Below are 13,120 nucleotides of genomic sequence, written 5' to 3'. Positions count from 1 at the left end.
ATTGGATATACACCGTGGAAGACGCTAAATTTCGTCGCTGCCACGGCTGTGATCTTGTCGTTAAAGTAGCGAAGGTAGAAAGAAAGCAGAATGCACACTGCCCTCGCTGCAATACACAACTGTATCGTGGTAACCGAATTTCATTAAACAGTGATTTAGCCATCGCTATTGCTGCGTTATTGCTATTTGTACCTTCACATTTTTTTCCAATGGTTACCATCCAATTATTTGGTGTCATGATCCCCGCTACGCTGCCTTCCGGAACCATCACTCTGATGGGGGAAGGTTTCCCTATGCTCGGGTTATTAATCCTATTTTGTAGCTCTATTGTGCCTTTCCTTGTTTGTGGTTCGGTCGTGACTGCGCATTTAGCCCTAAGACGAAAATGGTTTCCCCTCTTTAGAGCCAGCATTTCAACCATTCAGCATTTAAAAGACTGGATGATGCTCGATGTTTTTCTTGTCAGCTTAGCTATCGCCTGCTTTAAAATACAAGACCATGCTGATATTTTTATTGGCTCAGGCTTGTATGGATTAATTCTATTGCAGTTTGTTACATCGCTATTATTAACTCATGTCAGCGCAAGACGCTATTGGCGTGTGTGGCAAAGAAAACACCAACAGCACATTGAAGCGCCAATTATTGAACCCGAGAACTCCATACATTGCGGGCATTGTCACTTCACACAACAAAAAGGCAGTCACTGCATTCGATGTAAACGCCCTATACATTCAAGAAAACCCAAATCCATACAGAAAACATGGACCTATTTACTTACCGCTGCGATATTTATCATTCCTGCAAATATTCTCTCTATATCTATACTGTTAACTAACGGTAAGCGATTAGAAGATACAATTTTTTCAGGGGTTGCAGGGTTAATAAAAACCGATATGTATGGCATTGCCATTATTATCTTTGTTGCAAGTATCATTGTACCTCTCGCTAAAATTTTTGGCTTAGGCTATTTATTATTATGCGTTCAGTTTAAACGAACCGTTTTTCATCGCCAAAGAATGTCAATATATGTGGCCGTAAAATGGATAGGTAAATGGTCCGTAATGGATTTGTTTGTAATCTCGATTATGATGACATTAATCGATCGTGGACAAATTCTAGATTTCACTCCCGGCCTTGGTGCTGTTGCCTTTGGCTTAGTTGTGGTATTTACCATGCTAGCCGCAGAAAGTTTTGATTCTCGTTTAATTTGGGATAATTATGAGCGAAACAAAGAATCTTGATTCATCTATTGAACAAGTGAACATAAAAAATGAACGAGGGATATCTCCATTATGGATGCTACCTCTCCTTGCGCTGTGCCTTGGTGGCTGGCTGGTCTATTCCGCTTTTATGGAAGCGGGTCAACGTGTGCAGATCTATTTTGAGGATGCACAAGGTTTGATTGCTGGTCGTACGACTATTCGCTATCAAGGCCTTGAGGTAGGTATGGTAAAAAACATCACCTTATCTGAAGATCTTTCTAATATTTATGTCGATGCAGATATATACCCAGAGGCATCAAGTCTTCTTAAAGAGAATACGCAATTTTGGCTTGTTAAACCTCAAGCGTCTTTAACTGGTATTTCAGGGTTAGATGCGCTTGTTTCCGGTAATTACATTGCTATTTTACCCGGTTCTGGAGGGGCTAAAACCACCTTTACCGCACTAGCAAATTCCCCAGCAATTCAACCAGATTCAACGGGGTTAAGTGTAACGCTGAGATCTAAAGATTTAGGTTCAATTTCTGTTGGTTCAAAAATCTATTACAAGAAAATACCAATAGGTGAAGTGTATAACTTCAAATTAGATCAAGAGTCCGATAATGTTCGTATAAAAGCGCTTATCCAAGAAGAGTACGCGCATTTAATTACGTCAAAAAGCCGCTTTTGGAACGCCAGTGGCATTGGCGCTAACATCGGTTTTAGTGGTGTTGAGGTTCAGTTTGAAAGTTTATCTGCATTAATTGGGGGTGCGATAGCTGTTGACTCCCCTGACGATGGTGCTGAAATAGAAAATGGCAAAGAGTTCCGCCTTTATTCAAACATTAAAACGGCGGGTCGTGGTATCCCTATAAAAATCACATTACCTGATAACAATCAAGTGAGTCCTAATGGCTCTGCGATTATGTATCGAGGCCTTGAAATTGGTCAAATCAACAGCTTAAAACTGTCTGATGATAAAAAAGACATCATTGCTTCTGCCACTATTGAACCTTCTTTTAGTGACTACCTTAACGATGGTTCTCGCTTTGTGCTTGAAGAAGCTAAATTAGGCCTTTCAGGTGTAGAGAATATTGGAAATCTTGTCCGTGGTAATTTCCTTACTTTAATCCCAGGTAACGGTGATAAATCACGAGCATTTACAGCAATAAGAAAACCAGAGCTTATCAAACAAGATGCAAGAGCCCTTACCTTTTCCTTATATGCAGATCGCTCTTTTGGGTTAACACCAGATACTACGATCTTATATAAAGGCATTAAAGTCGGTTCAGTAACTCACGTTGCATTAGTGAATGACCGAGTTAAATTCGATGTGATGATTTTTGAAAAGTACAAACATCTAATTAAATCTAATAACAAATTCTTTGTATCTGGCAGCGTTTCCGCAGAACTAACCGATTCTGGTGTAAATATTGATATTCCACCAACGCAAGCGTTGATCTCGGGTTCAATAAGCTTCAGCAGTGAAGGTAAAGGTTATAAGCAAAAAAGCTACACTTTGTTCAAGAACAACTCTCTTGCAGAGCTCGCTCAGTTCAAAACAGAAAAAAGTACAGAGCTGACTCTATTTAGCCCTGAACTACCACCTATTACTAAGAACAGCCCTATTTTATATCGTAACCTTGTTGTCGGTAAAATCACCGATTTCAGTTTGGGTAATGATGGCGTCAACATAAAAGTAAACATTGAAAAGCAATACGCGCACTTGATCCAAAACGATACCGTATTTTGGAATTATTCAGGCGTAAATGTTGAAGCCAGTTTAACGGGAGTCAATATTCAAGCCGCCCCACTCATGTCGATGATCCGAGGTGGCATCGGTTTTGACAATATGCAAGGCGTAGAAAACAAACTAGGTAAAAAATGGAAGTTATACTCAAACCTATCTGAAGCACAAGAGTTTGGTAAAATAGTTGCCTTCACTGCGAAAGACAGTAACTCCATATCAAAAGGAACCTTGATTAAATATAAAGGCGTGTCCGTTGGTGAAATAAGTAAAATTACACCAAACTTTAAACAAGGCAATGTTTACGTACAAGCTCGAATCTACCCTGAATACGTAGACCAAATTGCAGTATCAGGAAGCCATTTTTGGGTGGTTAAACCAAACATTAGTCTCTCTGGTGCTGAAAATTTAGATACGCTACTTGGCAGCTATATTCAAGTTACACCTGGGGATGGTAAAGCTCGAACTCAATTTAGCTTAACAGACCAACCTCAAAGTAATGAGTATATTCCTTATACTTTAGAGTCAATTACACGTGGGTCTGTAAAAGTAGGCACCCCTATTTTATTTAGAGAAATGGAAGTCGGTGAAGTAACTGATGTTAAATTAGGTGATTTATCTGACCGTGTTATTTTCACGATTGGCATTGACCCTGATTTTGGCTACCTTATTCGTGAAAATACAGTTTTCTGGAATGTCTCTGGTGTCAATATGTCTATTGGCTTGAGTGGCGCAAAAGTACAAGCTGGCACAGTCGACAGTATCTTACGTGGTGGTATTGCTTTCTCAACCCCTGATGATGAAGCCCTGCAACCTAAAGCAAAAGCAAAAAAATCTTATCTATTATATAAATCAGCAGAAGAAGATTGGCCTTTGTGGAATGCAGCAATACCGAATCCAAACAAGTAGCCATACACACATAAAATAGTTAAATTTAGGCAACCAAACTTCACATTGGCTGCCTTTTTTTATTTAAGGCCTAAATTTGTCCTATAACTACCGATTCCATTTAGACAATAGTGTTAATTGCGTTTACACTCCTTGCCATAACATCACCCTATGAGATCCATCCGTGCACGATAATATTTTTCTACCTGAAGCCTTCTTAACGCAAGTGCAAGAAACCATGCCTTCCCACCTTTCAATGGAAGATTTTGTTGCTGCTTGTAAACGCCCTTTGCGCCGTAGCATTCGTGTAAATACATTAAAAAACAGTGTAGAAGAATTTAAACAACGCGCCGATGAAAAACAATGGAAACTAGAGCCCGTTCCTTGGTGTGATACTGGATTTTGGATCACAAGACCAGAAACAGACACGGTGAAATTAGGCAGTACTGCTGAACACATGTCAGGTCTATTCTATATTCAAGAAGCCAGTTCTATGATGCCAGTAACGGCATTATTAAAAGATAATGATAACATTGAAATGGCATTAGACATGGCCTCTGCCCCAGGCTCTAAAACCACACAACTTGCTGCGGGCATGAAAAACCAAGGCGCATTAGTTGCCAATGAATTTTCATCAAGCCGAGTAAAAATACTGTGTTCTAATGTGCAGCGCTGTGGCGTTAGCAATGTTGCTCTTACCCATTTTGATGGTCGAGTATTCGGCGGTTGGTTACCTGAAACCTTCGATTCTATTTTACTAGATGCCCCTTGTTCTGGTGAAGGGACTATTCGTAAAGATCCTGATGCGATGCATAACTGGAGCCCTGAATCAGTCATTGAAATTGGAGATACTCAACGCGACCTAATCGAAAGTGCTTTTCATGCTCTTAAACCGGGTGGCGTGATGGTTTATTCTACTTGTACGTTGAATCATCAAGAAAATCAGAATATCTGTCATCATTTAATAGAACAGTTTGGTGACGCGGTCACGTTTGAACCGTTAGGTGATCTCTTTGAAAATGCAGAGAAAGCATTAACTAAAGAAGGTTTCTTACACATCTACCCACAGATCTTTGATAGTGAAGGCTTCTTTGTTGCTAAAATCCGAAAAAATTCAGCAACAGTCGCACCTGAAGTTAAAAAACGCTTAGGTAAATTCCCCTTTGCTCCCGCTTCAAGCAAAGAAGTAACAGACATCGAAGCAGAATTAAAAGCCACCTTACAACTCTCAATCCCAGAAGCAAACGAGTTATGGATAAGAGATAAAGAAGTATGGGCTTTTCCTAAACGTATGAAGCCTTTAATTGGTGAAATGCGTTACCACCGTATTGGGTTCAAGCTTGCGGAAACTCATAAGAAAGGTTATCGCTGGCAGCACGAAGCAATCATGGCATTGGCTGATGCAGACAACCCTACCGCGAGTGAGTTGACCATTGAACAAGCCCGCGAATGGTACATGGGTCGTGATGTACGCCCTGAAATCGTAGGCAAAGGCGAAACCATTGTTACTTATTGTGGCGCCGTTATTGGTCTAGGCAAATGGGTAGGAAATCGCATTAAAAACGGATTACCGAGAGAATTAGTTCGTGATGGTAACTTATTCTAACTAAACGAACGATAGCCATCGTACAGTTAAAGGAATCAAGATAAACTGTACGGTGGGTTATATACAACAGAATTAGGAATACGGACATGCCTACGCAGTATAGAATAAATAGGATTGTCGATATTGGGGACACATTGCACCGTTGTGGGTGTGCTCCTTATAAAGTAGAGCGTTACACCACTTTTTACGCCAATAAACACGGTGTAAATTGCATGATACAGGCAACACCAACCGCCATTAATTATCAGTTTCCTGACGATAATAACACAGTGATATTAAAGCGACACAAACCGGCTAGTATTGATTTAGGCCTGTTGGCAAATACGATAATTCAATTACAACAACCCTTAACCCCGGTACCATTAGCTCCTGCAGAAGGAGTGTCTTACCCTACTTGGATTGTTCTTTTAGCAAACACGTGCATCCCTCCCGCATTTTTAATGCTCGTAGGTTCAACCTATGAAGCATTGTTTGTGAGTTTTCTTTTGGGGTTTATTGTTTGGGCTTGCCAAGCTATTTGTACTAAGCGTCGTAGCCTTGCTGTTGAATTCTTTAGCGCAGTCATTGTCACTCTCATTGTTACTTTTATTGCCAGTCTCGGCATCCCCATCCCCGTTCTTGCACTTTGTATTGCTGCCATCGTCCTTTTTGTCCCCGGATTATCCATTGCCAATGCACTTGAATGTTTAGCATTTAATGATCTTGTTTCTGGAACCAGCTTACTCGGTCAATGTTTCTTAACACTCATCAAACTCTTTATTGGCATTATTATTGGGTTACATATTGGAGAGGCTCTTTGGGGCGTACCCGAGTTCATCGATTATCAAAACGAATTTCCACTCTGGTTACAAATTGTAGGACTTCCTCTGATCTCTTTTTCCATTGGGGTTATGTTTAAAGCCAGACCCATAGATATGGTTTACAGCTTACCGGTCGCCGTATTAGGCATGTGGGGGCCCTTCTACCTTGGCTTTGATGGCGGATGGGTTGTTGGAACTTGGGTTACCACCGTTTTGATCACGCTCTATGGAACATGGATAGCAAAAAAGTTAAATCTGACTGGTATTATTTTTATCATGCAGGGGATTATAATTTTAGTTCCGGGAAGTCGAGTTTTAGTCAGTGCAAGCCAAAATGTATTTGAAGCTTCTATACTTCCTATCCCAAGTATTGGCCTATCCGCCCTTTTCATGTTCTCTGCTATTGTCGCAGGTCAAATTACAGCTTATTCAATCTACTCCCCTAAAATAGATCAAGATTGATATCCGTAAATAAAACACATAAAAAAGGCCAACTATAATAGTTGGCCTTTTTCTATTTCAAAAAGCGATTATGCACGGCTCATGAACTTGTGTTCAGTCGTGTTGATTTTCACTTTCTCACCGTTAGCGATGTATTCTGGAACTTGTACAGTTAAACCCGTTGTCATTGTCGCAGGTTTAGTACGAGCACTTGCAGAAGCACCTTTAATTGAAGGAGCAGTATCAACGATAACTAAATCTACAGCTGAAGGTAATTCAATTGCAACTGGCACGCCATCAACGATTAAAATTTGAAGACCTTGCGTCTCTTCAGAGATGAAAAGTAATTCTTCTTCGATAGCTTCTTTGTTGAAGTTATATGGAGTGTAATCTTCTGCATCCATGAATACATACTCATTACCATCAACATAAGAGAAAGTCGCACTACGACGGCTAAAATCAGCTAAAGTAATTATATCATCTGATTTAAAGCTCTCATCTGCTTTTGAACCCGTAGCTACATCATACATACGCATACGGAATAACGTTGCGCCAGCACGACCACTTGGTGTTAGCTTGCTGATTTCTTTAACGAAAAATACTTTACCGTTCAGTTCAATTGCTGAACCTTTTTTAATGTCGCTTGCCTTTGGCATGATAAAAAATCCATAAATAATTGGTAGGTGAAAAATACCATGAACTTTTTATATCTCCAATAAATATGTGCTTTAAACTCGTCATTTATCGGTTAATTATTAGGCATTCGAATCAATAAGAGCTTCTTTTCTTCCTTGCTGCCAAGATCTAAGCATAGTTATCGCAGTATAAAGCACAACAAACGACACTAACCAAGATAGCATCTCTACATCTAATGATTTAACGATGAAAGCAGCAATGAAAACACCGATGGATCCGGTAACGACAACAACGAGTGCAGCCCTTGAATTTAATGCTTCTTTTTGAATAAAATTACCAGAAGAAAAAAAGCAAAGAAACGCACATGAGCACATCATAATAGGAAATGCGGCCAATGGGTTCATTCCTAATAAATAAATCATCGTCATACAAGGGGCATATAAACCAATACCAACCGTCATTAATGCACCAAAAATAAAGTTACCAATAATGCCTATCACCAGCTTCTCACCAGATAACCCAAGCGCATCGCCACCTAATGGAAACAGATGAAATTGCCCAGCAAACATTAAGAATGCCACCACAAATAATGCGCCCGTCATAATCAGTCTAATAAGCTGGCGATCAAAATTTGAAACCAGTCGAGCCCCTATCGTTGCACCTGCACATGCAGAAACAATTAGGCTAAGTAATGTAGTTAAATCCACATTGATTGCAGTTAAGAATATCAAGGCCTGAAATACTGTCGCCATTGTTGCTTGAGCGTTCATTGTTCCTGGGAGATCTTTATCATCGAGAAGTTTAAATTGTTTATAGCCCGCTGTTTTTATAGCAAAACTTCCTACACCTAACGTGTCACAGAAATTAGCAAAACCACCAATCAGACCAATCGCTACCACATTCGTATTCTTCTCTGATTCTTTTTTTCTCATCCATAGCTTAATAAGCATATAAAGAAAAATCACACCACCAATAAGTAGACTAATCTGTAAGAGTAAAAGAACGGTCATGATACGCACACTGCAATAAATAAGGGCACAAATCATAGTCCAGTTTTATTTGAAAAACCAGTGAAGTCCCTTATGAACAAAGGGGTTAATAAAACCATAAGTAACAATCAATCCACATTATTAACACTTAAAGATAAACACATTCTTTATACCTATATATTTAGTAATTCAAGCGAATGAAAAATGCTTAACTATGTTTTTTTATCGTTATTTATAGAATAGTTTAGTGCGTTACTTTGTGAAAAAGTGATAGATTTGTTAGCTAACCTTATAAATAAAAATATCTTATGAAATCAAAATTATTGTGCTTATCTCTTTTGCTTGCCGCTTCCTGTTCAGCCCAGGCTGATCGCCTCAGTGATATTCAAGAATCAGGAGTACTTCGTGTCGGTACCACTGGCGATTACAAACCTTTCTCTTCTTTTGATGGTAAAAACTATTCAGGTTACGATATCGATGTAGCGAAACACGTTGCCAATCAACTTGGCGTAAAACTAGAGCTTGTGAAAACGTCTTGGAAAAATTTAATTCCAGATCTAAACGCCGACAAATATGATATTGCAATGGGTGGGATCACTCGTAAAATGCAACGTCAATTAAATGCAGAACAAACTCAAGGGTATATGACATTTGGTAAATGCTTTCTTGTTGCTAAAGGGACAGCAGAGAAATTTAATACCCTCGATAAAGTAAACGGAGAAAAAATTCGAGTTGGCATTAATGTAGGTGGAACAAATGAAATTTTTGCCAATAATAATTTGGAAAAAGCCATTTTTACACGTTATGAAAATAACCTTGATGTACCTCAAGCCGTCGCTGAAGGAAAAGTAGATGTGATGGTAACAGAAACCCCTGAAGCCCTTTACTATCAAGCAACAGATAAACGATTAGAAGCCGTTCGATGTGATAATCCATTTACTAAGAGTCAATTTGGTTACCTTATTCCGAAAGGCGAGCAAGAACTATTAAATACAATGAATTTCATTATGGATGAGATGAAGCTGAAAGGAATTGATGACACATTAATGAAGCAAAACTCACTTCGCTAACGTGTTCTAAAATCAATCTTGCTTAGGATAAATAAAAAGAACGTATTGAGAAATATCAGTACGTTCTTTTTTATATTACGATCCCGTTTGAGATCGTCTTTTTTGAATAAAGTGGATAATAAACTTAATCACAATTGGGAATAATCCAAGTAAAGCTAAAGATCCTAAGATCTCAGGAGAAATAAGCCCAGACAAGGAAGTAATCTCAGACAACTGTGTACCTGCATTAAGGTAAACCATGGTCCCTGGTAACATACCTAATTGACTAAATAAATAAAATCGTCCTGCACTTATCTTAGTTAATCCCATCAATAAATTAATAATAAAGAAAGGAAAAATAGGAATTAAACGAAGCGTTAATAAATAAAATGCCCCATCTTTTTCTACCCCTTGATTAATTGGGACTAATTTATCTTTAAACTTACTATCAACCCACTCTCTTAATAAATAACGACTGCTTAAAAAGGCGATGGTTGCCCCAATACTACTTGCAAAAGAAACAAGTAATAGGCTCCACCAAAAACCGAACAGAGCGGCGCCGAGTAACGTAACGACTGCAGCTCCGGGAATGGACAATGCTGTAATAACAACATAGGAAAAAAAGTAAGCAGCACTGTAAAAGAACAGATTTTCTTGGATGTCGCTTTGAAGCGATTGATGAAACTCTTTAATTTGCTCTAATGTAAGCAAGTGTCCAAAATTGAAATAAACAACCGCAAATGAAGCAAGAAGAACAATTAATAGTATTAATTTTTTATTCATAACTAGCTCCCTACTTTAGCATTCATTGTTTTTTCCAGGTCATCAAAACCGCCAACATATTTGCCTTCTAACCAGATCTGAGGCACGGTTACTGGTGTTTTCTCGCCAATAATAGCTTTAACTTCAGGGATCATTCGGTATAAAGCGGCACTGTCTTTTACGACATCATGATAAATATACTCTATACCAGCCTCATCTAAAGTCGCTTTTGCTTTAATACAAAACGGGCACGTTGCCTTACCAAACACAACATTGCCTTTAATATCATCTTGCTTGGCGACTTGTGCAATAACCGCCTGAACTAAAACACCGCGATTTAATGCTTCACCTTCGCTGATCACTTTATCTTCAACAATAATAATCGGAGCATGCCATGCCTTAAGCTTTAATGGTTCCCACCAGTGAGATAACCAGTCTTTCACTTCTAATTCGATTGGGATCCCAGCAAGTTCAGTATTAAACGTATCTTGAAGAATATCTTTGGTTAAAGTGCATTCACCACAAGGGATATTAACCTTAAATGGTCCCCAACTACCTGCCCAACGATATAACGTAATTTTAATTGGCTTCATAATTTTATCCCTTACCGATACAAATTAAACTGAACTGTTTAGTTTAATTTAGCTTATATCAAACTTAAGTCAACCATTAAAAACAAAAAGACATAATTAGTTAACTTAATGATAGTCGCTATTTTTATGCTATGAATACGGTATAGGCGATAAATGGTGAGATAACCATCTATTTAATTGTGATTAATCTGCTTAGTCTTAAAACTATAGATAATTTGAGAGTTCTATCAAGTTACCATCCGGATCTCTAAAATAGATAGATACGATCTTACCCAAGGCTCCTGTTCGCTGGACTGGCCCATCAATAATCGTAAGACCTTGCTCTTCTATGTGTTTTTTTACTTCTGTAATGCTCGTGTTCACAATAAAGCAAAGATCAGCACTTCCGGCTTTTACATTCAGAGCTTTTGGCTCAAACTCATTGCCTTGTTCATGTAGATTGATCTTCTGATCACCAAACAACAAAGCGACTCGTCCCTCACCAAAGCTTATGTGCTTCATTCCAAGTACTCGAGTATAAAAATCTACTGTGTTATTAATGCTTTTTACTGTGAGTACAAGATGATCTAAATGACTAATTTCCATGATGGCACCCCACCCTAAATATTATTCCGGCTTAAAAATGATATCTATAAACAATTGATGAGCTAATTCAATAAGTAATATATCTTTCGTTAATTGTAGTGACGCTAATAAGCCGTTATAAACTAGCCCTGCTTTTTTAGCTTTCAACTCCGCATGACTAATATCATGCCTTTTTAAAAGTGCGATTAATAAATCTTGAGTTTTTTGCTTATATTGTGCACTAACCTCAGTAATAGCCTTATCTTCATTACTGTATTCACTAAAAGCAAGCTGGAAGTAACAGCCATTAAATGAATCAATATCAATACAACTAGCAAGGCCTTCAAAACGTAGAGCTACTTTTTCTTCTAGAGTCAGGTCTGTATTCTCAAAAATCACCTTTACACTCGATAAAGATTGCTCGCTAAAGAGCTCTAAAGCCTTGGCTATCAGGTTTTCTTTAGACTGAAAGTATTTATAAATAGTTGCCTTTGACAAGCCCGTCGCAGCCGTAATTTTATCCATACTCGTACCATGAAAGCCATATAAGGCGCACAGTTCTATCGTTTTTTGTAACGCATTCAATCTCTTTTCTTCTTTCATGACATCTCTCTCCTCTATTGGTTCCATAATAACAAAATAAACTGTTTAGTTCAAAATCGGGTTGACTTACTTGAGATTACATATAAATTAAACTAAACAGTTTAGTTTATATCGGAGATGAGAAATGGAAAATAAGACACCACGAAGAATACACAATGAAACGTCTTTAGGTTATAAGATTGGCGTTTTTGGCGTAATTCTTACCTTGTTGTGGATAGGTATTTTTAAATTTACCCCAACAGAAGCAGCAGCAATCGAACCTCTTGTGATTAATCATCCTTTAATCGGCTGGATATATCACTTTATATCGGTACAAATGGTTTCAAACATCATTGGGTTAACCGAAATTGTTATTGCTATCGGACTTATCGTGGGTTTCTTTAACCCTAAGGTTGGTTACTTCTCTGGGATCTTGGCCCTACTCACCTTTATTACAACATTAAGCTTTTTAGCCACCACCCCAAATACATGGACAATGGTTGATGGCGTGCTAACCACTAACTTTTTCTTATTAAAGGATATTGTGTTTATTTCTATATCATTATTAGTCATTGAGCATAATAAAAAACACATCTAGAACTTATAAAAAAAGCCTGCTCAACATATATTAAGCAGGCTTTTATTTTTTGATGTTAAACAGAAATCACGACAACACTTGGTAAGTTCTACTTAATACCAATCATAATAGTTATGAATGTTTAGGGATTGCTCTTGGTTTACCTTTTGAATCAATCGCTACATAATTAAATGTTGCTTCACACACTTGGAAGCGATGGCTAATTTCATCTTCTTTAATTGGTTTTACCCAAACTTCTAAATCAATCGACATTGACGTACGTCCAACTTTCGTACATTCACCATAACAGCAAACAACATCACCAACACTCACCGGTTTTTTAAATGTAATGCTCGATACAGAAACCGTCACAATACGCCCTCCTGAAATTTCCTGGGCTAAAATTGCACCCGCCAGATCAAGTTGCGACATAATCCAACTACCAAAAATATCACCATTAGCATTTGTATCGGCAGGCATAGAAAGAGTTCGAAGAAGAAGCTGCCCTTTTGGTGTTTGATTGGCGTTTAATTCAGTTATCAAAGTAATTCTCCACATTAAATATTTTGAGAACCATATCACATTTTGAAAATATCGGCAGAAATATTCATTTTGCTAAAGAAGATTCACCTAACGTTGCACTTAAAAAACCTGCTCAGATTATTCTAAGCAGGCTATCCTTTTTTC

At 38.2% G+C, this 13,120-nt stretch carries 13 protein-coding genes; 6 read left to right on the top strand and 7 right to left on the bottom strand.

The genetic code is table 11. From position 1 onward, the window contains the following. The first annotated feature begins 14 nt into the window (after positions 1–14). The 4 genes from A6E03_RS07955 (at position 15) to A6E03_RS07940 (ending at position 6,702) form a co-directional block, all read left to right on the top strand. A complete protein-coding gene (locus A6E03_RS07955; RefSeq protein ID WP_065600576.1) occupies positions 15–1,241 on the top strand; it encodes a paraquat-inducible protein A in 1,227 nt (408 codons plus the stop codon). Continuing rightward, positions 1,219–3,855: an MlaD family protein gene (locus tag A6E03_RS07950; RefSeq protein WP_065591101.1), complete on the top strand. Its 2,637-nt coding sequence runs from the start codon at positions 1,219–1,221 to the stop codon at positions 3,853–3,855. Before A6E03_RS07955 ends, A6E03_RS07950 begins: the two co-directional genes overlap by 23 nt. A gap of 163 nt (positions 3,856–4,018) precedes the next feature. Then, on the top strand, positions 4,019–5,440 hold the full coding sequence (rsmF, locus tag A6E03_RS07945) for a 16S rRNA (cytosine(1407)-C(5))-methyltransferase RsmF (RefSeq protein ID WP_065600575.1): 1,422 nt from the start codon (positions 4,019–4,021) through the stop codon (positions 5,438–5,440). A gap of 86 nt (positions 5,441–5,526) precedes the next feature. Continuing rightward, positions 5,527–6,702 (top strand): threonine/serine exporter family protein, encoded by a 1,176-nt coding sequence (locus A6E03_RS07940; RefSeq protein WP_065600574.1) that lies wholly within the window; start codon positions 5,527–5,529, stop codon positions 6,700–6,702. 68 nt (positions 6,703–6,770) lie between these two features. Here A6E03_RS07940 and yeiP read toward each other — a convergent pair whose 3' ends face one another. Continuing rightward, the gene (gene yeiP, locus A6E03_RS07935) at positions 6,771–7,337 is read right to left on the bottom strand and encodes an elongation factor P-like protein YeiP (RefSeq protein ID WP_065591098.1); all 567 of its coding nucleotides are present in this window, start codon (positions 7,335–7,337) and stop codon (positions 6,771–6,773) included. Between the two features lie 99 nt (positions 7,338–7,436). Next, positions 7,437–8,327 (bottom strand): sulfite exporter TauE/SafE family protein, encoded by an 891-nt coding sequence (locus A6E03_RS07930; protein ID WP_065591097.1) that lies wholly within the window; start codon positions 8,325–8,327, stop codon positions 7,437–7,439. A 287-nt stretch (positions 8,328–8,614) separates the two neighbouring features. On the opposite strand from A6E03_RS07930, the gene A6E03_RS07925 reads away from it, so the two are divergent. Further along, positions 8,615–9,376, top strand: coding sequence for a transporter substrate-binding domain-containing protein (locus tag A6E03_RS07925; RefSeq protein WP_065600573.1), 762 nt, complete (start codon positions 8,615–8,617; stop codon positions 9,374–9,376). Positions 9,377–9,451: 75 nt separating this feature from the next. Here the strand turns inward: A6E03_RS07925 and A6E03_RS07920 are convergent, their stop codons facing one another. From A6E03_RS07920 to A6E03_RS07905, 4 genes are all read right to left on the bottom strand, one after another. Next, positions 9,452–10,138: a TVP38/TMEM64 family protein gene (locus A6E03_RS07920; protein ID WP_065591096.1), complete on the bottom strand. Its 687-nt coding sequence runs from the start codon at positions 10,136–10,138 to the stop codon at positions 9,452–9,454. 2 nt (positions 10,139–10,140) lie between these two features. Next, a complete protein-coding gene (locus tag A6E03_RS07915; protein WP_065591095.1) occupies positions 10,141–10,710 on the bottom strand; it encodes a glutaredoxin in 570 nt (189 codons plus the stop codon). A gap of 204 nt (positions 10,711–10,914) precedes the next feature. Beyond that, positions 10,915–11,295, bottom strand: coding sequence for a VOC family protein (locus tag A6E03_RS07910; protein ID WP_065591094.1), 381 nt, complete (start codon positions 11,293–11,295; stop codon positions 10,915–10,917). Between the two features lie 21 nt (positions 11,296–11,316). Beyond that, the gene (locus A6E03_RS07905) at positions 11,317–11,877 is read right to left on the bottom strand and encodes a TetR/AcrR family transcriptional regulator (RefSeq protein WP_065600572.1); all 561 of its coding nucleotides are present in this window, start codon (positions 11,875–11,877) and stop codon (positions 11,317–11,319) included. Positions 11,878–12,001: 124 nt separating this feature from the next. Here A6E03_RS07905 and A6E03_RS07900 point away from each other — a divergent pair, with 124 nt between their 5' ends. Next, positions 12,002–12,454, top strand: a complete 453-nt coding sequence (locus tag A6E03_RS07900; protein ID WP_065591092.1) for a DUF417 family protein — start codon at positions 12,002–12,004, stop codon at positions 12,452–12,454. A gap of 111 nt (positions 12,455–12,565) precedes the next feature. Here the strand turns inward: A6E03_RS07900 and yciA are convergent, their stop codons facing one another. Further along, positions 12,566–12,991, bottom strand: a complete 426-nt coding sequence (gene yciA / locus A6E03_RS07895) for an acyl-CoA thioester hydrolase YciA (RefSeq protein ID WP_065600571.1) — start codon at positions 12,989–12,991, stop codon at positions 12,566–12,568. Positions 12,992–13,120: the final 129 nt, after the last annotated feature.

The sequence above is a fragment of the Aliivibrio sp. 1S128 genome, assembly GCF_001691065.1.
Lineage (GTDB): Bacteria > Pseudomonadota > Gammaproteobacteria > Enterobacterales > Vibrionaceae > Aliivibrio.
Note: the sequence above shows the minus strand (reverse complement) of the source record. Positions and strands in the feature narration are given on the sequence as shown.